General features: G+C 36.9%; 23 protein-coding genes. 10 read left to right on the forward strand and 13 right to left on the reverse strand.

What is annotated here, in order from left to right:
- Nucleotides 1-99: 99 nt before the first annotated feature.
- Complete coding sequence (locus tag G4D61_RS00745) at nucleotides 100-1455, forward strand: MATE family efflux transporter (RefSeq protein ID WP_025727422.1); 1356 nt, start codon at nucleotides 100-102, stop codon at nucleotides 1453-1455.
- 48 nt (nucleotides 1456-1503) lie between these two features.
- Here G4D61_RS00745 and G4D61_RS00750 read toward each other — a convergent pair whose 3' ends face one another.
- Both G4D61_RS00750 and G4D61_RS00755 read right to left on the reverse strand, forming a co-directional pair.
- Complete coding sequence (locus G4D61_RS00750; RefSeq protein WP_025727421.1) at nucleotides 1504-2367, reverse strand: RhaT/GlcU family sugar-proton symporter; 864 nt, start codon at nucleotides 2365-2367, stop codon at nucleotides 1504-1506.
- Nucleotides 2368-2400: 33 nt separating this feature from the next.
- The gene (locus G4D61_RS00755) at nucleotides 2401-3075 is read right to left on the reverse strand and encodes an NAD(P)H-dependent oxidoreductase (RefSeq protein WP_025727420.1); all 675 of its coding nucleotides are present in this window, start codon (nucleotides 3073-3075) and stop codon (nucleotides 2401-2403) included.
- A gap of 388 nt (nucleotides 3076-3463) precedes the next feature.
- Between G4D61_RS00755 and pepT the strand changes: the two genes are divergently transcribed.
- The gene (pepT, locus tag G4D61_RS00760; protein WP_025727419.1) at nucleotides 3464-4696 is read left to right on the forward strand and encodes a peptidase T; all 1233 of its coding nucleotides are present in this window, start codon (nucleotides 3464-3466) and stop codon (nucleotides 4694-4696) included.
- Between the two features lie 63 nt (nucleotides 4697-4759).
- Here pepT and G4D61_RS00765 read toward each other — a convergent pair whose 3' ends face one another.
- Together G4D61_RS00765 and G4D61_RS00770 are read right to left on the reverse strand one after the other, a co-directional pair.
- Nucleotides 4760-4903 (reverse strand): hypothetical protein, encoded by a 144-nt coding sequence (locus G4D61_RS00765; protein WP_161783347.1) that lies wholly within the window; start codon nucleotides 4901-4903, stop codon nucleotides 4760-4762.
- Nucleotides 4904-5240: 337 nt separating this feature from the next.
- On the reverse strand, nucleotides 5241-6746 hold the full coding sequence (locus tag G4D61_RS00770) for a DHA2 family efflux MFS transporter permease subunit (RefSeq protein WP_025727418.1): 1506 nt from the start codon (nucleotides 6744-6746) through the stop codon (nucleotides 5241-5243).
- A gap of 511 nt (nucleotides 6747-7257) precedes the next feature.
- Here G4D61_RS00770 and G4D61_RS00775 point away from each other — a divergent pair.
- The 6 genes from G4D61_RS00775 to G4D61_RS00800 all read left to right on the forward strand — a co-directional run bounded on the left by G4D61_RS00775 (nucleotide 7258) and on the right by G4D61_RS00800 (nucleotide 14162).
- The gene (locus G4D61_RS00775) at nucleotides 7258-8361 is read left to right on the forward strand and encodes a 5-methyltetrahydropteroyltriglutamate--homocysteine S-methyltransferase (protein ID WP_025727417.1); all 1104 of its coding nucleotides are present in this window, start codon (nucleotides 7258-7260) and stop codon (nucleotides 8359-8361) included.
- 304 nt (nucleotides 8362-8665) lie between these two features.
- On the forward strand, nucleotides 8666-9943 hold the full coding sequence (uraA, locus tag G4D61_RS00780) for a uracil permease (protein ID WP_025727416.1): 1278 nt from the start codon (nucleotides 8666-8668) through the stop codon (nucleotides 9941-9943).
- A gap of 347 nt (nucleotides 9944-10290) precedes the next feature.
- On the forward strand, nucleotides 10291-10980 hold the full coding sequence (locus G4D61_RS00785; RefSeq protein WP_025727415.1) for a GntR family transcriptional regulator: 690 nt from the start codon (nucleotides 10291-10293) through the stop codon (nucleotides 10978-10980).
- A gap of 22 nt (nucleotides 10981-11002) precedes the next feature.
- Complete coding sequence (locus tag G4D61_RS00790; RefSeq protein ID WP_025727414.1) at nucleotides 11003-12022, forward strand: zinc-dependent alcohol dehydrogenase; 1020 nt, start codon at nucleotides 11003-11005, stop codon at nucleotides 12020-12022.
- Between the two features lie 11 nt (nucleotides 12023-12033).
- Nucleotides 12034-12783, forward strand: a complete 750-nt coding sequence (locus G4D61_RS00795; protein ID WP_163172998.1) for an SDR family oxidoreductase — start codon at nucleotides 12034-12036, stop codon at nucleotides 12781-12783.
- Nucleotides 12784-12827: 44 nt separating this feature from the next.
- Nucleotides 12828-14162, forward strand: coding sequence for a gluconate:H+ symporter (locus G4D61_RS00800; protein ID WP_025727412.1), 1335 nt, complete (start codon nucleotides 12828-12830; stop codon nucleotides 14160-14162).
- Nucleotides 14163-14250: 88 nt separating this feature from the next.
- Here G4D61_RS00800 and G4D61_RS00805 read toward each other — a convergent pair whose 3' ends face one another.
- From G4D61_RS00805 to G4D61_RS00845, 9 genes are all read right to left on the reverse strand, one after another.
- Nucleotides 14251-15066 (reverse strand): DUF4097 family beta strand repeat-containing protein, encoded by an 816-nt coding sequence (locus G4D61_RS00805; protein ID WP_035352724.1) that lies wholly within the window; start codon nucleotides 15064-15066, stop codon nucleotides 14251-14253.
- Nucleotides 15059-15619, reverse strand: a complete 561-nt coding sequence (locus tag G4D61_RS00810; protein ID WP_025727410.1) for an HAAS signaling domain-containing protein — start codon at nucleotides 15617-15619, stop codon at nucleotides 15059-15061. Before G4D61_RS00810 ends, G4D61_RS00805 begins: the two co-directional genes overlap by 8 nt.
- Complete coding sequence (locus G4D61_RS00815; protein ID WP_025727409.1) at nucleotides 15612-15935, reverse strand: PadR family transcriptional regulator; 324 nt, start codon at nucleotides 15933-15935, stop codon at nucleotides 15612-15614. Before G4D61_RS00815 ends, G4D61_RS00810 begins: the two co-directional genes overlap by 8 nt.
- A 308-nt stretch (nucleotides 15936-16243) precedes the next feature.
- The gene (locus G4D61_RS00820) at nucleotides 16244-17809 is read right to left on the reverse strand and encodes an MDR family MFS transporter (RefSeq protein WP_025727408.1); all 1566 of its coding nucleotides are present in this window, start codon (nucleotides 17807-17809) and stop codon (nucleotides 16244-16246) included.
- Between the two features lie 10 nt (nucleotides 17810-17819).
- A complete protein-coding gene (locus G4D61_RS00825; protein ID WP_025727407.1) occupies nucleotides 17820-18530 on the reverse strand; it encodes a hypothetical protein in 711 nt (236 codons plus the stop codon).
- 23 nt (nucleotides 18531-18553) lie between these two features.
- Entirely contained in the window at nucleotides 18554-19270 is a 717-nt protein-coding gene (locus G4D61_RS00830; protein WP_163173000.1) for a polymer-forming cytoskeletal protein, read from the reverse strand.
- A 13-nt stretch (nucleotides 19271-19283) separates the two neighbouring features.
- Nucleotides 19284-19910, reverse strand: coding sequence for a YhbD family protein (locus G4D61_RS00835; protein ID WP_035352729.1), 627 nt, complete (start codon nucleotides 19908-19910; stop codon nucleotides 19284-19286).
- Between the two features lie 309 nt (nucleotides 19911-20219).
- On the reverse strand, nucleotides 20220-21944 hold the full coding sequence (gene poxB / locus G4D61_RS00840) for a ubiquinone-dependent pyruvate dehydrogenase (protein WP_025727404.1): 1725 nt from the start codon (nucleotides 21942-21944) through the stop codon (nucleotides 20220-20222).
- A 474-nt stretch (nucleotides 21945-22418) separates the two neighbouring features.
- Entirely contained in the window at nucleotides 22419-23771 is a 1353-nt protein-coding gene (locus G4D61_RS00845) for a chloride channel protein (protein ID WP_025727403.1), read from the reverse strand.
- A gap of 246 nt (nucleotides 23772-24017) precedes the next feature.
- Between G4D61_RS00845 and rpiA the strand changes: the two genes are divergently transcribed.
- The gene (gene rpiA / locus G4D61_RS00850; RefSeq protein ID WP_025727402.1) at nucleotides 24018-24695 is read left to right on the forward strand and encodes a ribose 5-phosphate isomerase A; all 678 of its coding nucleotides are present in this window, start codon (nucleotides 24018-24020) and stop codon (nucleotides 24693-24695) included.
- Between the two features lie 334 nt (nucleotides 24696-25029).
- Nucleotides 25030-26211: a M20 family metallopeptidase gene (locus tag G4D61_RS00855; RefSeq protein WP_025727401.1), complete on the forward strand. Its 1182-nt coding sequence runs from the start codon at nucleotides 25030-25032 to the stop codon at nucleotides 26209-26211.
- Nucleotide 26212: the final 1 nt, after the last annotated feature.

The following is a 26212-nucleotide window of genomic DNA, read 5'->3' on the forward strand; positions in this document are numbered from 1 at the left end:
TTTTGTAAATAAATTAATATTCGGTATTCCCCTCCACCATTTAAACGATTAAACTGTTGTTAGTGTTTTTTTTCAGCAGATAAAAAGGAGGGACCTGTTTTGAGTAGCCAAATAAACAAATACAATGAGCAAACACTTTTTAGCATTTCATGGCCGCTGTTTATAGAACTGTCCTTGCATATGGGAATTGGAATTATCGCAACATTGATACTCAGCCATTATTCTGATAACGCTGCAGCTGGAGTTGGTGTAGCCAATCAATTACTAAATATGTTTATTTTAGTGTTTAACGTTACCTCTATCGGTGCTGTTATTTTAATCGGCCAACGGCTTGGTGCAGGTAAATATAAAGAAGCAAGGCATGTAGCTCATTCTGCATTTGGCTTGAATTTTTGGTTTGGTGCCATCATTGCTTTAATGATTTTTATTTTTGGGGGTACACTTCTAAGTTTTTTCGATATTCACGGTAAAGTATACGAGTATGCATTAATATTCACACATATATGTGGAGCCTCTCTATTTCTCGAATCAATTTCTCTCGCTTTAAGTGCAGTTTTACGCAGCTATGGCTATACAAAAGAGTCCATGTCGGTCACTATTTTAATGGATTGTATAAGTATTATAGGGAATATCCTCGCAATTTCAGGAATTTTCGGGCTCCCTATTACGGGAGTTACAGGTGTCTCCTGGGCAATTGTCATTGCTCGACTTATCGCAGTGCTGGCTTTGCTCTATTTCATTCATCGCCGCCTTGCCTTAAGAATGAGCATTAAAGATTTATTTAAAATCAATAAAGAAGATGTTAAAGGCCTGCTAGCAATCGGAATCCCCTCAGCAGGTGAAAATTTCTCTTATCAATTTTCGCAACTGATCATTACCGGTTTCATTGCTACGCTTGGTGCGCCTTCACTTGCTGCACGCGTTTATATTAATAATATTTCGATGATTTGTTATCTCTTTACGTTAGCAATCGCATCCGGTACCCAGCTGTTAATTGCTCGTTATATAGGGGGAAAACAATTTGAACGCGCACTACAACGGGGAATTAAAACATTAAAAATCGCTATGCTTGCTTCATTTATTACTTCATTAATCATTGCTTTAACTGGATCGCCAATATTAGATACATTTACTCATAATCCTAATATTATCGCCGTGGGCTTGCCAATATTATGGATCATTATTTTTACAGAGCCGGGAAGAGCGATGAATATTGTCTTAATGAGTGCTTTAAAATCTGCGGGAGATGTCCGTTTTCCTGTCGTCATCGGGATTTTCTCGATGTGGGGATTTGCTGTATGCTTAAGTTATTTGCTCGGAGTTCATTTTGAGTTGGGATTAATTGGTGTTTGGATTGCTCAAGGAGTTGACGAATGGTTCCGTGGCACTTTTGCCACTAAACGCTGGCTATCTAGACCGTGGTCTAGAAAAACAATTATAAAAGTAACAGCATAACCTCCCCTATTAAAAAACATCGTATCAATCGATACGATGTTTTTTTCATTATCCAGGACTTTTCGCAATTCCTAAAAATATTCCTGCTAAAATAATTAAGATGATCCCGATAATAATAGCAATTAATTGCCTTTTTGTTTTCTTTTCACCTAAAATTAATATGCCTCCAAGTGTTGAAATGACGATCCCCATTTGGGAAAGCGAAAAGCTTGTTGCTACGCCGACCCGCGGCTGAGAAATGAATAAAAACATATTTCCTGCCGCCCATATTAAACCTGGTAAAATATTTTTAATAGCATATTTATTAAACGGTTTATGCTTAAAGGTCAAAATAATACCACCAACTACCATACCAATTGCCTGCGGTAAAAGAGCTGCCCATCCGCTCACGTGGAACAAGCGTGCAACAACAACATATACTAAATAACCAATTGTTGAAATAACTAAGATGACCAATCCCTTTTTGAAATTGCCTGATTGCTTTCCGTCATGGTTATGCTTATCTTCTAATGAAGTAAGAATAATTCCAACGATGATTAAAATAAGGGCTAATATTCCTAATATAATTGATTTAGTCGTTGACCATTCATGAAAAACAATTACACCAAATAATGAAGTAGACACCAATTGCATACCTGTTGAAATAGGCATTGTTTTCGAAACACCTATTAAATCAATACTTTTTAATTGATTACTTTGCCCAACTGCCCAAAATAATCCGGAAACAATCCCTACTCCAAAAATTAAAGGTGTAAAAGCAGGATGGGTAAAGAAGTATAAAACGATGGAAAAAATTAACGCCCCAAGCGTTGTTCCAAGCGTTTGGCTATACGGTCCCCCACCTAACTTAACATTAAATAGAACAATACTGCCCCAAAATATTGCAGGTAAAATTGCTAATAAAATGTCCATCGTTTCAAACCTTTCTAAGCAATGGAAGCAAGATTATTCCACCCATTGCACAATGTCTTCTAATTTTCTCCGCGTTTTAGGACGTTTAGGATCATGGGCTCTATAACCAAAGGCGGCCATCACTGCAACATCCCACTCTCCATTTTCAAGCAATCCTTCTTTTTCCAATACTTGATGAACAGCGTCATAGTTAAATCCCTCAATCGGACATGAATCAATCCCGATTAAGGCTGCAGCTGTCATCATATTTGCTAATGCAATGTACGTTTGTTTACATGCCCAATCAAACAGCGCACGATCATTATCAAATAAATGAAAATCAGATTCTTGAAACTCCTTATATCGCGGAGTTATTTTTTCAATAATTTCATCTGACATACCTTTTACATTTTTATTGAGATTTAATACATATTCTGAGTCATACCGTATATTTGTTTTTGCCAAAATTACAATAAAATGGCTGGCTGTTGGAAGCTGACCTTGTGCCCCCCAGCTTACTGCTTTTAGTTTGTCCCTTAATTCTTTATTTTGGACGACCAAAAACTTCCAAGGTTCAAATCCAACTGAACTCGGAGACAATCTTGCAGCCTCTAATATAAATGAAAAATCATCATCTGAAATCCGTTTCGTTGCATCAAATTCTTTTGTTGCATGTCGGAATTGAAAGGCTTTAATAATTTCCTGTTTCTTAATGTTTGTATTATCCATAATACTCATCCTCTCAACATAAATATTTTTCTAAAATAATTTCCTTAATATAACTAACTGCGAGAAACGCTTTAGTTTATAAAAAACGAGAGTACTACCTCTGTTTAAATTGTAAAGATATCATACAATAAACCGTAAATTTTCTTCAAACAAACTGCACTGTCCGTACTGATCAAATAGTGTGATCTTAATATTTCCAAAAACATTCTCAATCATTCCCCTTACTCATGAAAAGGGGGTAATTAATATTTTAAAAGAATGTATTTTATGCTGGATAAAAATTTTATATAGTAAAAAGATAATATCTGTCACTGCTGAAAGAACATTCATGTGATTTTAATGGCTTTCTGGTAAAATATACACATACTTAAGAGAAGGAGTGAAGATCTTGAAAAAGGATATCATTAAAAGATTTACAACTTACGTAAAAGTAGATACTCAATCTAATGAAGAAAGTGAAACGTGCCCTTCTACACCTGGCCAGCTGACTTTATTGAACATGCTCGTTGATGAATTAAAATCAATCGGAATGGATGAAGTAACAATTGACGAAAATGGTTATGTTTTCGCAACCTTGCCTGCTAATACTGAAAAGACAGTTCCAACAATCGGATTTCTGGCGCATGTAGATACAGCAACAGACTTCACTGGTAAAAACGTAAATCCGCAATTAGTTGAAAATTATGATGGAGGACCCATTGTTTTAAACAAAGATTTACATATTACCCTTTCACCTGAAGAATACCCAAATCTTCAACATTATAAAGGCCAAACACTTATTACGACGGACGGTACGACCCTTCTTGGGGCAGACGATAAAGCTGGTGTTGTTGAAATTATGACTGCGATGGATTATTTGCTCCAGCACCCTGAAATAAAGCATGGTAAAATTCGTGTAGCCTTTACACCTGATGAAGAAATTGGCAGAGGACCACATAAATTTAATGTGGAGGCTTTTGATGCGAAATACGCATATACGATGGATGGCGGACCACTCGGTGAACTAGAATACGAAAGTTTCAATGCTGCTGCCGCCAAAATTACAATAAAAGGAAATAATATCCACCCTGGGTCTGCAAAAGGAAAAATGGTAAACGCACTTAAAATTGCAATGGAACTGCACAACCGACTTCCTGAAAATGAGGCTCCTGAATTGACAGAAGGTTATGAAGGATTCTATCATCTACTCTCATTACAAGGAAATGTTGAGCAAGCCAATATGAATTATATTATTCGCGATTTTGACCGTTCAGAGTTCAATGCCAAAAAAGATCATATTCAATCCATCGTAAACGATTTAAAAGAAAAATATGGTGCTGATAAAATCACGTTAGATTTAAAAGATCAATATTATAACATGAAAGAGAAAATTGAACCTGTAAAAGAAATTGTCGATATCGCTTATACAGCAATGAAAAATTTAAATATTGAACCGAAAGTTTCTCCAATTCGTGGCGGTACTGATGGCTCACAGCTTTCATATATGGGACTTCCTACTCCAAATATTTTTGCTGGCGGAGAAAACATGCATGGTAAATTTGAATATGTATCCGTAGAAACAATGGAAAAAGCAACACAAGTTATTATAGAAATTGCAAAGTTGTTTGAGCAACAAGGATAATCCGCAAATAAACAATAGAAAAATCCGGCAAAATTAAATCTTTGCTGGATTTTTTATTGTAACTTATTTATTTGGATAGACGAGATTATCCACCTGCTTTTGAGCTCTGTTATTTAATTGATTAAATAAATAATTGAGGTACGCTTTGATTTTAAATTGATCTCCATAAACAAAGTCAGACAATGTTCTTTTGTTTGCCTTCTCCATTAATTGTGCCTCCTCAAATAAATTCATTGTTAACTACATCATTCCCAACTTAGCAAACTTTTACTCCTAATAAATATCAAAATATTAAAAATAGCATTTTTTTACTAGTAAACTAACTTTTAATTAGTAAAATGAACCCCGCTCAATATGTTCGCTATCCGCAGGCATATTAAGTCTTATCGCCTGCTGGGGCTCAGCAATTCAATTCCGCTATTCCCGCAGAAGCCTCTCACCTCTCGTTCCAATAAACAATCAACTTTTTTATAATCCGTTACCTATAAAAAAACCTACCTTACCAAGTGTTCACCTCTTGGTTAAGGTAGGTTTCTAACAAGATTTATTCTGTAACTGCTTTTACCTTTGCTTGCTTTACTGCTTCGTTCGGTAATTCAGATTTTGGCACAGTATTCTTGATAAACAATGATAAAACTAAAGCTAAGAATGCTAAATATGTTGCGACCATAAATGCATCATTGATCCCCATAACAGCACCCTCTTTTGCGGCAACTGCTGCATGCAATTTATCAGTCGGTAAAACATGTTTTGATACCATAATATCTTTCGTATGCGCTACGCCTTTAGTTGTCATAACCGAAACAAAAAATGCCGTTCCTACTGCACCAGCAACCATTCTAAAGGTATTTACCATTGCTGTTCCGAACTTATTTAAATGTAAAGGCAAATCATTTAATCCTGCTGTAAAGATTGGCATCATTAAAATAGAGATTCCAAAACTTCGAATGGTGTAAACTGTAACAACATAAGTAAAGGAAGTTGTAAGTTCCAATTTTGTTAATGCATAAGTTGTAATAGCTGTGATAAGTAGACCAATAATCGCCAACCATTTAGCACCAAAACGGTCAAATAATTTCCCAGTAATTGGTGACATGATTCCCATGATGATTCCCCCAGGCAACAGTAAAAGCCCAGACATAATTGGTGAAAACCCACGGGCATTTTGCATATAAATTGGCATTAAGATCATACCAGAAAATAAAGCCATCGTAACAATAATATTAATTGCCATTGTTAATGTGAACGTTGAATAACGGAATATACGAAACTCCAGTATTGGATGATCAATGGCAAATTGGCGCCAAACAAATAATATAAAGAAAATGGCCCCAATGACTAGTGTAAGAATGACTTCAGTGCTACTCCATCCCTTTGTGGCACTGGTCGAAAATCCATATAGAATACCTCCAAAACCGAGTGTAGATAACATAACACCGAGACGATCTAATTTTGGACGGCTTGTTTCCGTTACATTTTTTACAAAATACATTGAACCGATTAAATCAATCACCGCAATTGGCAGTATAACAAAAAACAATGTTCTCCAAGAATGGTTTTCTACAATCCATCCAGAAAGAGTAGGACCGATCGCAGGGGCGAAATTCATCGCAACCCCAAAGATTCCCATGGCAAATCCACGGCGGTGCGGCGGGAATAATATAAAAATAACATTTATCATTAGCGGCATAATAATTCCTGCACCGACCGCTTGCACAACACGACCGATTAGTAATACCGAAAAACCAGGTGCAACTGCGCAGATCAACGTTCCAATTGTAAATAGACCCATTGATGCCAAAAATAACTGTCTCGTTGTAAAACGGCTCATTAAATAAGCTGTAATTGGAATAACGATCCCATTCGTCAACATGTAGATCGTTGATAACCAGTTAGCCGTTGCCGCTGTTATATGTAAATGATTCATAATTTGCGGCAAAGCAATATTAATAAGTGTTTGATTCAAAAATGCAACAAGCGCTCCTAACATCATGACAGCAAAAAAAGGTGCAATTTTAACTGATTGCGAAACAGTACTTTCTGATTCCATACTCAATCCCCCATTTATTATTTTTTCGTAAAGTAATTATGAAAAGAAATGTGTGAATCTTAAAAGGCGGGTGACATACGATATTCGTGCGATATGCTGTAAGCTTATCGCTTCTCTCATCAACAGTCTTCATGTTTTGTTGGATCTAGTACAGGCACGAAATCTCATTTACCCTCGCAAACATTTAGTTACCTGCAATTGTTAGATTAGAGGTTTTTATAAAGATGAAGTAATAAATAAAAAGAAGCGATCTCATAAGTTGAATGTTACTCGTTTGAGACGCTTTTAAAGCCGCGATGGATAATATTTTGAGTCACTAAATATTCTACACTCTAATTATTTTATTCACTTATACTTATAAGTCAAGAAAAAAAGATTCATAGATAAAATGTTTTTCACTTTATTGTTATCTTTTTATATTTGCGAAAAATTCAATAAGTATGTAAATTTCATTTACAACCGTACACATATTTGTTATTATTCTAAATATTCAATGGAAGGGGAGATTTGCATGACCAAAACACAGCTTCAACCACCATTTCGCGCCGACCATGTCGGAAGTTTACTTAGATCTGATGCAGTGAAGAGAGCCCGTATACAAAAAGCTTCCGGGGAAATAACTGCTGATAAATTAAGAGACATTGAGAATAAAGAAATTGAACGTATTGTTCAAAAACAAAAAGAGATTGGTTTACAATCTATTACAGATGGAGAATTTCGTCGTGCTTTTTGGCATTTCGACTTCCTTGAACATTTAGTAGGCGTTGAGGGCTATAATGCAGAACACGGCATTCAATTTAAACAACATCAGGCAAAATCACACGGGATTAAAGTGGTCGGCAAATTAGATTTTACTGATCATCCAATGATTGATGACTATAAATTTTTACATAGCATTGCTGGAGATCATACAGCAAAAATGACGATTCCAAGCCCAAGTATGCTACATTTCCGCGGAACAATTGAGGAAAGTGCCTATCAAAATCAAGATGAATTTTTCCATGATTTAGGACGTACATACAAAAAAGCAATTGAATCTTTTTACGATGCAGGCTGTCGTTATTTACAACTTGATGATACCGCGTGGGCATATCTCTGCTCTGATGAACAAAAAGAGCAACTAAAAGCACGTGGTTTAAATCCTGAGGAATTACAAACATTCTATGCTCGCACAATCAACGAGGCTGTTGCAGATCGTCCTGCTGATTTAAAAATTACAATGCATATTTGTCGTGGAAATTTCCGTTCCACATGGATTTCGTCTGGAGGCTATGAACCAGTTGCAGAGACGCTATTCGACGAATTGAATATTGACGGTTACTTTTTAGAATACGACAGTGACCGTGCAGGAGGTTTCGAGCCTTTACGCTTTGTAAAACGTAAAGATTTACAAATTGTACTTGGATTGATTACTTCAAAATTCGGTGAATTAGAAGACCCAGATGATGTAAAACGGCGGATTGATGAGGCATCTCGTTTTGTTCCTATTAACCAACTTTGTCTGAGTCCACAATGCGGATTTGCATCAACAGAGGAAGGAAATCTCCTCACAGAGCAGCAGCAATGGGACAAACTCCGCCATGTTGTAGAAATTGCTCATAATGTTTGGAAATAATGGAAAAATTTATATAAATACATAAAAACAGCAGTGGATTTCCCTGCTGTTTTATTTTTTTTAATGAAGTACCCTATTGACAAATCTATTGCTGACTGCGATAATGTCAAAGACAAATGAACATGTTTGCCTTTAAAAACAGTCCTGTGAGGCTGGCAAGGTTACGGATAAACACGCAATTATTATGCATGCATATATTGCACCTTGCCATCTTTCGTTGGTAAGGTGCTTTTTATTTTGCCGACGAAAGCCCCATATTTCAGCAAACGATCATATATCACTTTACTTATAGGGGGAAACATAGATGCAACGTGAAATAAAAGTAGATGAAAAGTTGCCATTTTTAAAAAGTTTACCATTAAGCTTTCAGCACTTATTCGCTATGTTCGGATCAACTGTATTGGTCCCTGTCTTATTTAAAATTGATCCTGCAACGATTTTATTAATGAATGGAATTGGTACGCTACTATACCTTTTAATCACAAAAGGAAAAATTCCTGCCTATCTCGGTTCAAGTTTTGCCTTTATTGCTCCAGTATCCGCTGTTTTAGCAAAATATTCTGGCGGACAAGGTTACGGCTATGCACTAGGTGGATTTCTTGTTGTAGGAATCGTCCTTTTCATTATTTCACTCATTATTAAAGCTGTTGGAACTAGATGGATTGATGTTGTCTTTCCGCCAGCTGCTATGGGCGCAATCGTAGCAGTAATTGGGCTCCAGCTTGTCCCGACTGCTGCACAAATGGCGGGTCTTATTAGCTCAGATGCTACGGTAAAAAATTGGAGTCCTGACCCGCAAACAATTACTGTTTCACTTTTAACTTTAGCTATTACAGTCGTATGTTGGGTTACTCTACGTGGATTTTTAAAAATCATTCCGATTTTAATTGGGATCATTTGCGGATATTTGATTGCTTTAGCATTCGGTATCGTCGACCTTTCAGCAGTTCATAAAGCTGCATGGATTTCATTACCAACTTATTACCATATTAAATTTAATATGTCCGATATACTCATTATTCTTCCTGCAGCACTTGTCATCATTCCAGAGCATATTGGCCATCTAATTGTAACGAGTAATATTGTGAAGAAAGATTTAACGAAAGATCCAGGGCTCGATCGTTCATTAATGGGAAATAGTATTTCAACGATTATCTCTAGTTTCTTAGGTTCAACGCCAAACACAACCTATGGAGAGAATATTGGAGTACTCGCCATTACACGTGTTTACTCTACTTGGGTTATTGGCGGTGCTGCAGTTATTGCCATTATCCTATCATTCTGCGGAAAATTAGCTGCACTGATCTCATCTATTCCACAACCAGTAATGGGTGGTATATCTATGCTGTTATTCGGGGTCATTGCCGCAAGTGGATTACGTATGTTAGTAGAAGCGAAAGTGGATTACAGCCGTTCACAAAACTTAATACTCACATGTGTTGTCTTAGCAGTAGGTTTAAGCGGAGCTACAATTAATATTGGAACTGTTTCATTAAGCGGAATGGGACTAGCCACAGTTGTTGCTATCATTTTGAGCCTGTTCTTTAAACTACTTGATATATTAAAATTAACGAATGAATAGTTAAGATATAGTTTTTTCTCGAAAGAAAATAAATGTTGTTCTCTAAAAGTCTCATCATGAAGTTGATTAAAGTGGAAAGCGTGAAATCCGAGAATACTTACCGCCCACTGAAAACGAGCATTCTATTGTGAGGACTAACTTCTCTTAATCAAGAATAAAGCTTTTAAAAAAAGCCTTCATCCAACAGCTGTCTCAGATCATAATTGGGACAGCTTTTTAATTTTAGGCAACATAAATTCAATTTATAATTCCGAATAAATAGTAATAAAAACGTTTACAAAAAATATACATATACTACACTTTGCTTGTATACAAGTACACAATAAAATTTACTCGGGTGAAATGACATGAACTATCCTTCTGAATGGTTACAAAGTCACGCAATTGGCGAAAAAATCGCTTGTGAAGTTCGTTTACGAATTATCACAGGGGAAATTCCTAAAGAAACTATCCTATCTGAGAACAAACTCGCTTCAGAATTTTCAGCGAGTCGTTCACCTGTACGAGATGCTCTCCATGTTCTTGCAAATGAGGGATTGATTCGCCTTGAACGCATGGGAGCCGTTGTTTTAGGATTTAACAAGAAAGACTTAGAAGAGCTTTATGACGTTCGAATGTTGATTGAATCATTTATTCTCAAACAGTTGTGTAGATTAGATCAGGAGAAGCTAGTCACTGAGCTAACAAAAATAACAGATAAAATGGTTATGGCTATGAATCATCACAATGCTGTTGAATTTTCATATTACGATCTACATTTTCATCAGCTGATGATTGAAACGGCTGGTCATACAAGAATATTACGACTTTGGCTCAATATTAGGCCCATTATATTGACGGCTTTACTTGTTGCAACTGTTAACCGATTTAAAGATCATTTTAATGAGATTAATAACCTCATAGATTCACATTATTTCATTATTAAAGCGATCCAATCAAATAGTGAAGCTATGCTTGATAAGGCAATTCACCACCATTTTGAAGATACGCGAGCAACAGTATTTACTTCATTATTACAAGAAGACAACAATAAATAGCTCTCTAAAGGAGGAAATTGATATGAAGGCAGGTTTGTACCTTTCAGAGAAATACGTCCGCATAGGACAATTGGATAAACCTTCTCCAAAGCGAAATGAAGCATTAATTAAAGTCTCCTTCGCAGGAATATGCGGGACGGACATGATGATTTATTCCGGGAAGCATCCGCGGGCAAAAGCACCGCTTGCAATGGGACATGAATTTTCTGGCGTGATCGAAGATATCAACGGAGAAGACCCCCGTTTCCAAATTGGCGATCGCGTTGTCGTTGAACCGACGATTAGTTGCGGTGAATGCCCAGCCTGCTTGTCGGGAAACCCACAAGTCTGTGAAGCACTTGGCTTGATTGGTATTGATTGGCATGGTGGTTTTGCTGAATATGTAGCAGTTCCCCTCCACCGCTTGCATAAAGTACCAGATTCATTAAGTGATGCCCATGCAGCGTTAACAGAACCAGTAGCGGTAGGAATTCATACAGTCAGACGTTCAAATTTAAAAGTTGGAGATACTGTCACCATATTAGGTGCTGGTCCAATTGGGTTAATAATTGGCCTTACAGCGAAAATAGCAGGTGCAAAAAAGATCTACATTTCCGATGTAAGCCCTTTCCGACTTAAGAAAGCTGCTTCATTAGGTTTAGCCGCCATTGATGCCAAAAAAGATAATATTGTCGAGGTTGTTAAAGCTGAAACAAACGGTATCGGTGCCGATGTTGTATTCGAAGTAGCCGGAAATAACGTAACAGCTCAGCAAATGATTGATGTTTGCAGAACACAAGGACAAATCATCGTTGTCAGTGTATATAAACAAAAACCGATTGTTGACCTTGCGTCTATGCATTTTCGAGAATTATCGCTTACGACAACAAGATGTTATCATTCAACAGATTTTGCAGCGGCCATTAGCATGATGGCAAGTGGAGAAATTAATGTGACTCCCCTTATCTCGCATGAGCTGCCCCTAGAGGAAATTGAAAAAGGATTTGAATATATGCTTAACCCAGAAACGTCTTTAAAAGTATTATTTCAACCAAATTTATGAGGTGATTTTATATGTTTCGTTTAGATGATAAAGTAGCTGCCATTACAGGGGCAACTAGAGGAATAGGTAGAAAAATGGCTGTTGCATTAGCAGAAGCAGGTGCAGACATTGCCTCATTACAAAGGAATGTAAATGATGTTGCACTTAAAGGAGAAATTGAATCATTAGGAAAAAATTGTATAGTTGTCCCTTGTAATATGGAAGATACGGCACAAGTGAAAGCAGCCATTCCAACAGTCATTAAGGAACTAGGGAAAATTGATATATTGGTCAACAATGCTGGTATTCAGCGGCGTTCTCCGTCAGTTTCCTTTTCTGAAACTGACTGGGATGATGTTATTCAAGTAAATTTAAAGAGTGTTTGGCTGTTATGCCAAGAAGCAGGAAAATTTATGGTTGCACAACAACAAGGGAAAATCATTAATATGGCTTCACTATTATCCTTTCAAGGTGGTTACATAGTCCCAGCCTATGCTGTTGCTAAAGGTGGAGTCGCGCAACTTACGAAAGCGTTATCAAACGAATGGGCAAAAAATCACGTGAACGTTAATGCCATTGTTCCAGGCTATATTGCAACAGATATGAATGAAGCCCTTATTCAGGATGAAACACGAAGTCGCCAAATTTTGGAGCGAATTCCTGCTGGCAGATGGGGAACTCCCGAAGACTTTATGGGAACTGTTGTATTTTTGGCTTCAGATGCATCGAACTATATTCACGGTCACTTATTAGCCGTTGATGGCGGTTGGCTAGGAAGATAACATGCTAGATTAAAAATCTAACTGGGAAAGAAGGCGAATTTGGTATGCCAATTTTGATTGTAGGTATTGGGGTTATCATCTTATTAATTTTAATTATGAAATTTAAGTTAAATACGTTCATCTCCCTTATTGTCGTATCTTTTGGAGTGGCCATTGCACTCGGAATGCCGCTTAATAAGATCGTCACCTCCATTGAGGGTGGGATTGGCGGAACAATTGGACACTTGTCCCTCGTCTTTGGATTAGGGGCTATGCTTGGCAAGCTGCTTGCAGATGCCGGTGGCGCATATCGCATTGCTACAACACTCATTAATCGTTTTGGTGAAAAATATATTCAATTTGCAGTCATTATTGCGTCATTCATCATCGGGATTGCCTTATTCTTTGAAGTGGGACTCGTACTACTAATTCCTATTGTTTGCGCAATTGCGAAGGAACTTCGTGTTCCAATCCTATACTTAGGCATACCAATGACCGTTGCTTTATCTGTTACACATGGTTTCCTACCGCCGCATCCAGGTCCTACAGCCCTTGCTGTTGCATATCATGCGAATGTTGGGCAAGTATTAATACTAGGCTTTATTGTCTCTATTCCAGCTGTTATTTTAGCTGGACCAGTGTTTACAAAATTTGCAAAAAGAATGGTGCCTGCTAGCTTTAATCGTGTAGGGAATATTGCAGCGCTTGGCCCACAGAAGCAATTCAAATTAGAAGACACACCTGGATTTGCAATTAGTACATTTACTGCTATGTTCCCGGTAATTTTGATGGCGATTGCAACTGTTTTCTCATTATTTGTTAAAAGTGATTCAACCACGAAAGAAGTAATTGAGCTAATTGGTGCACCATCTACTGCTATGCTTTTATCGATTTTATTAGCAACCTACACAATGGGAATTGCACGTAATATTCCGATGAAAGATATAATGAATTCTAACGCCCAAGCCGCTGCAAGTATTGCTATGATGCTATTAATCATCGGCGGAGGCGGTGCCTTTAAACAAGTATTAATAGATGGTGGTGTAGGGAATTTTGTAGCTGATTTGTTTAAACATTCAAGTCTATCGCCATTATTCCTAGCATGGTGTATTGCTGCTATTTTACGTTTATGTCTCGGCTCATCTACTGTGGCAGCTTTAACGGCTGCAGGTCTTGCTGCTCCTTTAATGGCTGCAAGTCATGTTAATCCTGCTTTAATGGTTTTAGCAACAGGAGCTGGCAGTCTTATCGCCTCCCACGTAAATGATGCCGGATTTTGGATGTTCAAAGAATACTTTAATTTAAGTATAAAAGAAACCTTTTTAACTTGGACATTACTAGAAACCGTCATTTCTATTACCGGTCTAATTGTTGTGCTTTTATTAGGGAGCGTGATCTAATTATACTTTCTCAAAATAAAGCGAGGATGTCCCATAATACAACGGAACATCCTCGTTATTTGTTGATTGGAGCATTCTAGAGCGAAAATCATTTACTCTTTTTAATATTTTCTACGTTTATCGCACCATTGTCAGTTGATAATTGAATGAGATGCTGCCCCTTTCCGATTGTTGCATCGTCTTTATATTTATCTAAAATATTAATACTTCCATTATCGCTATGAACATGAAAACGCGCATTCGTCGGTTCCTTATCAGTTTCGATTTCAATTTCCCCATTATCTGAGCGCAACTGAATATCCCTATTCAAATGTTCCGTTATCATATAGATTTTTCCGTTATTAGTCGAACCAGTTAACCGGCCAGTTACACGATCTAGTACAAGTTGACCATTATCTGAGTGGACGCGTACATCAGATGAAGAAATGTCTGTTAAATGAATTTCTCCATTATTTGTATTCGCACTCACATTCTTTATGTTTAAACCTTTTGCTTCGACTTTACCGTTATCACTCTCTATCTTTAATGCATTATATTGTTTTTCAGGAATATAAAGCTTTAGATGAAGATCTTTCAAGACAACAAAGTGCAAATTGAAAAATTTTGGTGCTGTTTCCTTTACTCCAATAAATAGTTTTCCATTTTTCACTGTTGTTGAAATCGTTCTCTGCATATCCTTTGTAGTCTGCCCTTTTAATTCAACCTTCAATTTATTTGATTGAACAGGAATAATATCTACCTTTGCATCATGTGAGTCCAATTGGATTGCAGTTATATCATTGCCATTAAATAATTTTTCTTTTGATATTGAAACTGTCTGATGGAATTGTCGAAAGGTTAATAATCCTCCAATTGCACCAATTACAATTAGAATACAGGCAATGGCTAAGATTTTTTTAATCATGTTTAAGCCCACCTTTTACAAGTGATATATTGTATTTTAAATAACGCAAGAATAAATAAATAAGACCCTTTGTAATATAAAACATTGCGACAATAACAAGTAATCCGACACCACAAATTGCCAAGGAAATAAATAGTTCAAATAAATTAAAGGCTTTCGGATAAAGCACTCCCTGGACTAATTCAATCAAAGGAGAAACAACAAAAGATATTGATGCTGCCCATCCAGCAAATAAAACCCCTACTAACGCAATAAATGGCCCAAGAACAATGACAAGATTAAAAAAACCAAGTCCAATAACTGCCCATACAGCCCGTAGTATATTTCCTGGCGTAACAGTTGTCTCTACCTTTTCCATATGATAAAGTGCAAGCATTTCTTTCGCAATTTGCTGAGGTGACCCTAATGAATTGGCTATCTCTTCCTCTGTTTTCCCTTCCGATAAGCCGATCGTAAAATGCTCTTCATAATCATGTAAAATATCTTCACGCTCTTCTGTAGAGAGTTTTCTTAACGAGGATTTTAACTGCTTTAAAAATTGCTCTTTACCCATTTTCTTCCCCCTCCTTAATAAGTTGGTTGACCCCTCTTGAGAATTGGTTCCACTCTGCCAGCAATTCTAAAAGATAATGTTTCCCCTCATCTGTTAATTGATAATATTTCCTTGATGGTCCTTCAGTTGATTCCTTTAAATATGTTGTACAATAATGTTCCTTTGTAAGTCTCCTTAATAATGGATACACTGATCCTTCTGATATTTCTATTTGCTGCGAAATTTTTTGCACTAGTTCATAGCCGTATCGGTCCCCTTTATCAAGCAGCACGAGTACGCATAGTTCTAAAACGCCTTTTTTAAATTGAACGTTCAACTTCGTTCACCCCAATCGAATTTCGATCAGTACTATACAATATATAGTACTGATTTACAACTAATAATTTAACATACACTATTGTTTATTGCAAGGTACTGAATGTTATTTTTATTCCTTTCCTTTTTACATGCTTTTATTTCACAGGGATAGTTAATTTCCACAGGAGTCTCGTCCCTTATGCTCAATTGACTAACTTAAATCAATACTTGGATATAATCATCATCAAGATATTTGCAAACAACAATCCTGTAGAAAGAGCCTAGCAAAAAAGAGACATCGGACTTAAATGCCGATGTCTCTTTTTGTTATACTTCCTCTTTCATTGTTGATGCTGTCTCTTTCATCATTCCACTAGGCTGCGTTTGATGAGCAACCAGTCTTTCTTTGCCCATAATGAAAATGAATACAAATGCGAGCACCGCCGGGCAAAGTGACCAAAGAAACGTATGAACAATAGAAGTAGATAATGCATCAATAATACGATGTAATATTTCAGGAGGCATCATTTTCCGTGTTTGTTCAGTTAATAAACCATTTGGATCGACTTTAATGCCCGTCTTGTAATGATTTCCCATACTTGTGCTTAATTTTTTAAGGCTTTCTTTTAGTAGATCACTGAATTCATTATTTTGAATGGTTCCGTAAATACTGACACCTACTGTCATTCCGATTGAGCGCATAAAGTTGCTCGTTGAGGAGGCTTGCCCCCGCTGCTCCACGCCAAAGCTATGAATAGCAGCCATACCTAACACGGAGAATGAGAAACCAACTCCTAATCCCACAATAATCATATAAATTGTAATGAGAAAGCGGCTAGTTTCAGGTCCGAGCGTACCGAGTAAACATACTCCAACAATTGTGATAATCGCCGAAAGAAACATAACGTTACGATAGCTCATTTTTGTCGCTAAAAATCCGCCTGCCTGGGCAGATATTGTAGAGCTTAACATCATTGGCAACAGCAATAGTCCTGAGTTAGTAGCTGATCCACCATGTACACCTTGTATAAAAATCGGAATATAAGTTGTTGCAGCCATAAAAGTAGCTCCATAAAACATCCCTACTAATGTACTTCCTGCATATAATCGATTTTTAAACATTTTAAATGAAATAATTGGTTCTTTCGCTTTAGTCTCGATAACAATAAAGGCAAGAAATAAAATAATAAATCCGATAAATAAACTAATAATTTCTGTTGAACTCCATTCGTATTTTTTGCCACCAAGTTCAAGGGCAAACATTAAACAAACAACTGCTCCTACAAGCGTGATAGCACCAAACCAGTCGATTTTTTGCTTTTGATGTTTGCTCGATTCTTTGTAAAATAAAGCAACTAAAATAAAACCAATAATACCTAATGGTAAGTTAATATAAAATACCCAATGCCAGCTTAAATTGTCAGTAATAAACGCTCCTAATAAAGGACCGAAGATGCTTGAAAGTCCAAACACTGCACCAAATATCCCGCCCATTTTTCCGCGTTTTTCTGGCGGAAAGATATCAAATACAATTGTAAAGGCAATCGGAATAAGTGCTCCCCCGCCTACTCCCTGCATTGCCCGGAAAATACTTAACTCAGTAATATTCGTGGAAATGCCGCAAAGAATTGAGCCAAGTAAGAACAAGATCATTCCCATTAAAAAGAAAATTTTACGACCATACATATCCGATAATTTCCCAAATATCGGCATTCCAGCCATTTCAGCCACCATATAAGCTGAAATCACCCATACAAAGCTGTCCAGTCCTTTTAAATCACCGACAATCGTTCCCATTGCTGTAACGACTATTGTGTTATCCATCGACGCCATTAACATTGCCAGCAATAATCCTGCTACAACAAACTTTAATTTCGACTGATCCATATTCATCTTGTTCCCCCTAAATTTTTCTCTCTTCTTTAACAATCGAACTCTTAACTTTCTTATATATGCCTTTATACTCAATTTGATTAATCTCACATCTAGGTCCTATTTCAATATTTTGACCGCGAACGATATCAGCCTTTGTATTTTCAAGATAAATATCGTCTCCCTCTATTACGCGTGCCTCAAGTAATAAATATTTTTTCCCGCGGAAAATATCACTAATGCTACTTGGAACACGTACATTTATTTTTTTTCCACCGATTTCTCCTGCATAGCTTTTACCATGTCGTAAAGAAATGTCAATTTCCTCAGCATTTAACAAGCCGTCAATGTGAAAATGGCCTTTCGAAATAAAACTTTCCACCTCAACATCACTTTTAACGATTAATTCCCCTTTAATTTCGGCACGCTCCCCATTATATTTCTCATCAATCTTGAACGAACCGCGAATAACACTATTTTTAATATCTCCTTCACCAGCAACGTTACAATTACCGAAAACACTTACCTTGTTTGCTTGTAAATCGCCATTTAAATCTGCCTCACCAAACACAGATAACGTTTCTACTTTTGTATTGCCCATGACTTGACCTTTGCCGCGGATTGAGTAAAGCAAGCAATCTAAATGGTCAGTGACTTTGGCTTCACCATTTACTTTTACTTTCCCATATAGGCCTCCTCCATATGATCCAGAACCATTAATGGTTAGATTAGTTCTCTCCATTCTATCCACCCACTTTCCTTCTATTACACTTTTCTATACTCTTTAACATCTGCATCATTATCTACTTCAAAAGTATCGGAATACTCAACAAGATCAATTTCGCATTTTTTCCCGATCTTGATATTCTTGCCCCGAACCATTTTTGCTATTGTTGATTCTAGCTCTATTTCATCCCCTTCAATGCTATTAACAGATAATGTGTTTGTAAAAAATGGTTTTAACCAGTGGGAAAGTCGTGCGCTTTGTTTAACAGAAATGCTCTGCCCTCCAATTTCCCCAATGCTGCAGTTCCCGTAAGGTTCAATCAAAATGCTTTCACCATTTAATTCTCCACCTATTTTAATTGGACCACGGGCATGAAATTGTTCTGCATCACAGTTTTCAGTAATACTGATCCTTCCTTCAATATTGATCGACTCACCACGGACACTTTCACCGAAAGTACTATTGCCAGATACTTTTAATAAATGAACTTGAACATTTTTCTTGATTTTTACACTTCCCTCAATATCGATTTTCTCACCGGATATCGCTCCTCCAAATGAGGCTGTTCCGTTCACTTTAATACTTTCCGAAACAATGTTACCCTTAAAATGTCCTTTTCCGCTACTCTCCAAATGTTCACATTCAATATTTCCATTAATCGTTCCTACCCCGTTTACAAGTACATCCTCAAATGATCCTCCATTAGATGAACCTATACCATTTATAACGAGATGCCCTTTTTTTACTCTCTCCACACTTATTCCTCCACTATAAGAATTTTATTTTTAGCTCCTCTGAGCATGTCATGAAATCTACTGTCGAAACGACTTTTGTATCCTTTTCAAACTGAAGTTCTTCCGTCTTTTTCGCTAAAAAGCACGAGGAAATGCCGAACTTCCTGATCAACCATAATTGCGTATCCTTTGTTTGAAATGCTTTACCAAAATAATCTTGGAGAAGCTGAATGACCATCTTACTCTCCTCAATGTTAATTTCCCCCGAATGCAATAGCTTCTCTAAAATAAAAATTTCTAAAACTGTATCAAAGGGAAACGCATTCTCATGATTGTTTGTTTGCTCTATATAAAAATTCACGACATATTCCGACGCGATTCCACGTTTTATCACTTCCTCTTTTGCTACCAATTTCCCGCCACCAGGCGAAAACATCTCCGCCAACTCATCTAATGAAAGATTTTCTTTCATCATCTGAATTCTTTCAATCCGCTCCAAAATACGGGACTTTGGAAAAAATGTTTCTTGGCCTGTATATGTCGATTTCCTTATAAACCAATCCTCTGGAATTAAGTTTTTTCTTTTCCATCTGTATAGTTGACCATACGAAATCCCTGTTTTCTCAAGTAGATCTTTTTTTGAAATCAATTCTTCCTCCATAAATTGATACACTCCTTTAACAACACTAATATAACATAACAATGTTACGTTGCGCAAATTGTTTTTATCGTGAATTGACGACATTTTATTATCATTACTACCGTCATATCATAAAACAATGTTTTTTTAATAGCTACTATGATAAAAGCACCATCCTCAGGCTGGTGCTAAAATATAAAACTCCTACGGAAAAGCGAGACCCTGAAAGTGCTTAATACTTATCTATACAAAAAAGGCTGCCGACAAACAAGTTTGTCGGCAGCCTTACATCAGCACTTAATGATGGTGTTTTTATCAATTGACCATTTTTTAACGAATTAAGTTAGTTTTTGCAAGCTCAACTAATTCGTTACCATTACCATTTAGAACAGCTTTTAACATCCAAATTGTAAATCCGTGTGCATGTTCATATTTGATTTTTGGTGGTAATGCTAACTCTTGGCGGTTAACCGCAACGTCAATAATAGCAGGACCATTATGAGCAAGAGCTTTCTCAACAGCACCTTCAAGATCGCCTGGATCTTCTACGCGAATACCTTCCATACCCATTGCGCGTGCAATTGCAGCGAAATCAGGGCTGTCAAGTTGAGTACCAGTTTCAGGGAAACCAGCAGCCTTCATTTCCAATTCAACGAAGCTTAACGCTTTGTTATTGAAAACAACAACTTTTACAGGTAAATTATGTTGACGAAGCGTTAATAAGTCACCCATTAACATTGAAAGTCCACCATCACCACAAAGTGCAATTGCTTGGCGATCTGGTTTTGCTACTGCTGCTCCGATTGCTTGTGGAAGAGCATTAGCCATTGTACCGTGGTTAAATGAACCTAATAGACGGCGTTTTCCATTCATTTTAAGATAACGAGCTGCCCATAGAGTTGGCGTACCAACATCACAAGTGAAAACAGCATCTTCAGCAGCTAAGTCGCTCACAACTTTTGTTAAGTATTGTGGGTGAATTGGCTTACGACCTGGTTTACCAGTAGCTAAACCATCAAGGTTTTCTCTTACTTTTTTATATGAAGCAACATGTTTATCCAAATGTTTAGAGTTATCTTTTTCTTTAATAAGAGGTAATAATGCTTCGACTGTATCTTTAACATCACCGCATAAACCGTAAGTTAATGGGGTACGACGGCCAAGATGTTCAGCACGAATATCTACTTGTAGAACTTTAGCATTTTTTGGATAGAATTGTCTGTAAGGGAAGTCAGTTCCTAACATTAACAATACATCACAATCCATCATAGCGTCATAACCTGAAGAGTAGCCGATTAAGCCAGTTAAACCAGCATAATATGGGTTATCATACTCAAGGAATTCTTTACCACGCAATGCTACAACCATTGGAGATTTTAGCTTGTTACATAGTTCCATTAATTGAGCATGAGCGCCTTCACAACCAGCACCACAAAGTAGTGAAACTTTTTTACCTTCATTTAAATAATCAGCAAGTTTTTGTAATTCTGCTGGAGATGGTTTAACAACCGGTTCTGTAACATGCATTGGAACTTCTGGTACAACACCAGCACTATCCAATCCAGCAACATCCCCTGGAAGAACTACAACTGAAACGCCTTTTTTAGAGATAGCTTGTTGCATTGCCATATTAACCATTAATGGCATTTGTTCAGGTCTAGTTACAGTTTCAACAAAGTGACTGCAATCTTTAAAAATAATTTCTGGACGAGTTTGTTGGAAATATTCGCTACCAATTTCGTTACTTGGAATATGTGCAGCAATCGCAAGTACGGGAATACGAGAACGATGGCAATCAAATAATCCGTTAATTAAATGTAAGTTTCCTGGACCGCTACTACCGGCACAAACTGCAATACTGTTGTTTAATGCAGCATCAGCGCCAGCTGCAAATGCAGCAACTTCTTCGTGACGTACAGCAACCCATTCAATTTTTCCTGAACGTCTAATAGAATCCAATACGGCATTTAAAGAATCCCCAACAATACCGTAAATTCTTGTAATACCAGCATTTAACAATGAGTCGATTAAGACATCGGCAATTGTTTTTCCCATAATATATTTACTCCTTTTTAAATTAAAATGTATTGCCTAGAACTTTAGGCGTTCTTCACATCAACATCATTTGTGGAAGGCGCTTTCTGTTATAGTTGTATACTCTTTCTGTACTATTAAAAAACAGACACATTTTGTTCACAAATAAATACTACACCCGATTAACCATTGAAAACAAGAGATTTGCACAAAAAAATTTAAAAATTTATTACTAAGTTTTAAAAAACTGTATCAATGATTTTTATAAACCTATTGATACACACGTATTTAAGCGTTTACACATGCTGATTTACTTTTTATCATTTCCAAAACCAATCTTAATAGTTATCACTACACTTAGTAATTTTTCCCACTGCCTCATAGTCAGAAGGCTTTGATTAAATAACAAAACAACATTAAAAAAGGAGCAAAGATCCATTGGCATTACTGATGGATCTCTGCTCCTTTTGAATTTTTCCTCCGCTTCTCACAACGTTAATGACCATCGCGATGATGATGCCTCATTCGCTCAATCCTTTTCAAAAGACTATAGGAAAAATGAATATTCTCTTTACCTAATTCAATTCCTGGATGCAAGTACATCCATAATGATTTCTTATAAATGACAAGCTGATCGGGATAAACGCTTCTATGACCAATAACAATATAGGCAGTAATACAGGCAATCACGGCATATAACCCTGTCACACTGCCAAATAGTTCATATCCCATAAAGATTGCCGCTATTGGTGTATTGGAAGCCGCCGCCACAACAGCTACCATTCCTACCTCAGAGCCTAGAACAGGGCTGATTCCAAGTAAATGTGCAAAAACATTTCCTGATAATGCTCCTATGACAAACTGCGGTGTAACTGTTCCGCCATAAAATCCAGAGCCTAATGTAATAGCCACAAATAATGCCTTCCAAAGAAATGAACAATATGGAACTTCATCCCCATTCAAAGCATGATTCATGATCGGGATACTTAATCCTAAATAATCTGTCGGAATAATTAAGATAAGAATCGATAATAGTACTCCGCCTAAAAAAGGTATAAACGGCTGCCATAGATGGAAGCTACGTTGAACAGTATTGAACAGTAACTTAATTTGCTGCAAAAGCTCAATAAATATCCACGCAGAAATCCCACAAAGAATGCCAAGAATAATCATTTTCATAAATAAATCTTCAGAGAAACTCGAAGAGGATATGATTGTATAAGTCGGATAGGGAATACTTGCAAGTTTACTAATTCCAACTGCAATGACACTTGCTACAACAGCCGGAAAAATATAGTCATGGCGTATTCTCCCTATTGTCAATACTTCAACACCAAAAATAGCGCCAGCAATTGGCGTTCCGAATACACTTGAAAAACCTGCGCTAATTCCACATACGACCATTATTTTTTGAATTTCAGGTTTTAAATGGAGAAGTTGGCCAAATAATGATGCCACCGTCCCACCAATATGAGCACAGGGACCAAATTTACCCGAAGATCCTCCAGAAGAAAGGGTTATAAGCGCCGCTATTGGTTTAATGGCCAATGGTTTTAACGGCATAATGCCAGAATGGAGATTTACTGCGGCAATAAAAGAATCCGATTGATTTGATAACCGTTGGTTTCCATAATATAAAACTAACCCGTTTAACAATCCTCCAATTGGCAAAAGGAGCATCTGCATCCACAACGAAATATGCCCTGTTTGCTGCAGAGTAAAAAGTAATGCTTTTAGAAATAGCGTTACACCTGTTCCGACTACAATCCCTGAAAGCGCCGCAAAAAAGAATAATCGTATAAGTGTCGCAAGCATCACTAAAGGTTCTACATATTGAATGCCTTTCAACGTAAGCCGCTCCTATCATGTGCTGAGATACTATATTGAAGTTTATGAAGAAGCTTTGCATCTCCATTATGTTTACTATAAATAGTAGATAAGAATATTTTAGCACACTAATAAATATCTGAATAGTCAAAAATATAATGAGCATATGATCATTCTTTTCAATATTGACCATCCCATTTACTCATTATCATGATCCCTGTATACTGAAAGCGATGTTATTCAAAGTTTGAGGGGTGGATAAATAAATTGAAGACTGGTAACGATATTAAAAAAAATTGCGCTCAGGCAGCACTGCAATATATCCCAAATCACTCTGTCATTGGATTAGGCGGAGGAAGTACAATTACATACTTAATTGATTTTATTAAGGAGAAGAATCTTCAAATTAAAATCGTAACACCCTCTGCACAAACAAGAATGCTCTGTTTACAAAAGGGACTAGAAGTTCTCCATACATCTTCTGTTGAACAAGTGGCAGTTGCTTTTGACGGCTGTGATCAAGTGGACCATCACTTACGTGCACTAAAAAGTGGCGGAGGCATTCATACAAAGGAAAAGTTAATCGGTCATATGGCTGATGACTACATCCTTTTAGTCGACAAAAGCAAAGTTGTTGACACCCTCACTTTTCAGCATCCTGTTGTCCTTGAAGTACTAGAAGATTCCTTAGCATATGTAACAAAAGCTGTTCGTGCTTTAGGAGGAAAAACAACGATAAGAACTAGTAATGCAAAAGATGGTTTCATTATATCAGACAATGGACATTTACTTATAGATGTACAATTTGAAAATGTTACTGATATTGAAAAGCTCGAAAATAATTTAAAAAACATTAGCGGGGTTATTGATACTTCATTATTTATCAATGTTGTAACAAAAGTGCTTATTGCAAGTGATGAAGGGATTACAATTCTTTCAAAATAAATTAATCTTAAAGGCTGTCTAAACACAGAAATAAACATTGATCCTAAAAGACTAATGAACTTTATTTTCAATCATTAGGACATGTTTTTTCACTATGTTAAGACAGCCTTTTCTCCTATTTATCATAATATTTCTCATTATAAAAGACCCACAACAATTAATGTATAGTTTCTTAAAAATTTTAAAAATTGAAATTTATTATTGATTAACTTGAAATGTTTGTTTATGATAAAAGACAAACATTTTTATTTACAGAATTTTTATAATTTAACAAACAAACCAATTAACAGTAAACGAGCAAACAAAAAATATGATTAAGAAAGGGTCCTGCTGTATGGTTACAATAAAAACCACTATGCCACAACATATTGAACAAGTAAAACAAGAAGTTATTGAATGGAGACGTTATCTTCACGCACATCCTGAATTATCATTTGAAGAGGTAGAAACAGCGAATTTTGTTTATAACACATTGCAATCCTTTGGAGGAATTGAGCTATCAAGACCTACCAATACGAGTGTATTAGGAATTATAAAAGGGGCATCACCAGGTAAAACAATTGCAATTCGGGCAGATATGGATGCATTGCCAATAGATGAAAAAAGCGGTGTCCCATTTTCTTCAAAAAAACCCGGTGTCATGCATGCGTGCGGTCATGATGGTCACACAGCAATGCTGCTTGGCACTGCAAAGGTACTCTCACAATTAAAAGACAATATTGCTGGAGAAGTCCGCCTCATTTTCCAACATGCTGAGGAAATCTTTCCTGGAGGTGCGGAGGAACTTGTTCATAAGGGGGTAATGGATGGCGTAGAGGCTGTCATTGGTGCTCATTTATGGTCTCCTCTTGAAGTTGGGAAAATCGGAATTGTCTATGGACCAATGATGGCTTCTCCCGATACATTTAACATTATCATAAAAGGTAAAGGCGGACATGCAGCAATGCCTCATGACACTGTGGACAGCATTGCAACAGCTGCACAAGTTGTTTCGAATCTGCAACATATCGTTTCTAGAAATGTTAATCCATTGAAGCCTGTTGTCGTGTCAGTCGCAAAATTTATTGGCGGCACTACACATAATGTTATACCTGGATCCGTTGAAATCATGGGAACAGTAAGAACATTCGATCCTGACGTACGGAAGGATATTCCAATTCATATGGAGCGAATTGTGAAAGGAATTACGGCTGCACATAACGCCGAATATGAATTTGATTATAGCTTCGGTTATCGCGCTGTTATAAATGATGACGACATTACTCAAATATTAGAGGAAACTGTGGAAGAAGTTTATGGATCTGACGCTATTGAACGCATGGATCCGTCCATGGTTGGAGAGGACTTTTCTGCCTATCAACAAGTAGCGAAGGGCGCATTCTTTTACATAGGGGCCGGAAATGCCGATAAAGGAATGATTTACCCTCATCATCATGAACAGTTTATGATTGACGAGCAATCACTTGAAAAAGGAGTATCCCTCTTCACTAGTGCGACATTTAAGTTCTTAGCTTAAC

It is taken from the genome of Heyndrickxia ginsengihumi (assembly GCF_011008565.1).
Lineage (GTDB): Bacteria > Bacillota > Bacilli > Bacillales > Bacillaceae_C > Weizmannia > Weizmannia ginsengihumi.

Bases quoted from the DNA above. Each gene is read 5' to 3' on its own strand.
- G4D61_RS00820 (WP_025727408.1), bottom strand. From the start codon at position 17,809: ATGAATATGGATCAGTCGAAATTAAAGTTTGTTGTAGCAGGATTATTG.
- G4D61_RS00855 (WP_025727401.1), top strand. From the start codon at position 25,030: ATGGTTACAATAAAAACCACTATGCCACAACATATTGAACAAGTAAAA.
- G4D61_RS00790 (WP_025727414.1), top strand. From the start codon at position 11,003: ATGAAGGCAGGTTTGTACCTTTCAGAGAAATACGTCCGCATAGGACAA.
- G4D61_RS00765 (WP_161783347.1), bottom strand. From the start codon at position 4,903: ATGGAGAAGGCAAACAAAAGAACATTGTCTGACTTTGTTTATGGAGAT.
- G4D61_RS00810 (WP_025727410.1), bottom strand. From the start codon at position 15,619: ATGGGTAAAGAGCAATTTTTAAAGCAGTTAAAATCCTCGTTAAGAAAA.
- G4D61_RS00805 (WP_035352724.1), bottom strand. From the start codon at position 15,066: ATGATTAAAAAAATCTTAGCCATTGCCTGTATTCTAATTGTAATTGGT.
- poxB (WP_025727404.1), bottom strand. From the start codon at position 21,944: ATGGGAAAAACAATTGCCGATGTCTTAATCGACTCATTGTTAAATGCT.
- uraA (WP_025727416.1), top strand. From the start codon at position 8,666: ATGCAACGTGAAATAAAAGTAGATGAAAAGTTGCCATTTTTAAAAAGT.
- G4D61_RS00825 (WP_025727407.1), bottom strand. From the start codon at position 18,530: ATGGAGAGAACTAATCTAACCATTAATGGTTCTGGATCATATGGAGGA.
- G4D61_RS00755 (WP_025727420.1), bottom strand. From the start codon at position 3,075: ATGGATAATACAAACATTAAGAAACAGGAAATTATTAAAGCCTTTCAA.
- G4D61_RS00750 (WP_025727421.1), bottom strand. From the start codon at position 2,367: ATGGACATTTTATTAGCAATTTTACCTGCAATATTTTGGGGCAGTATT.
- G4D61_RS00795 (WP_163172998.1), top strand. From the start codon at position 12,034: ATGTTTCGTTTAGATGATAAAGTAGCTGCCATTACAGGGGCAACTAGA.
- G4D61_RS00770 (WP_025727418.1), bottom strand. From the start codon at position 6,746: ATGGAATCAGAAAGTACTGTTTCGCAATCAGTTAAAATTGCACCTTTT.
- G4D61_RS00785 (WP_025727415.1), top strand. From the start codon at position 10,291: ATGAACTATCCTTCTGAATGGTTACAAAGTCACGCAATTGGCGAAAAA.
- G4D61_RS00800 (WP_025727412.1), top strand. From the start codon at position 12,828: ATGCCAATTTTGATTGTAGGTATTGGGGTTATCATCTTATTAATTTTA.
- G4D61_RS00775 (WP_025727417.1), top strand. From the start codon at position 7,258: ATGACCAAAACACAGCTTCAACCACCATTTCGCGCCGACCATGTCGGA.
- G4D61_RS00835 (WP_035352729.1), bottom strand. From the start codon at position 19,910: ATGGAGGAAGAATTGATTTCAAAAAAAGATCTACTTGAGAAAACAGGG.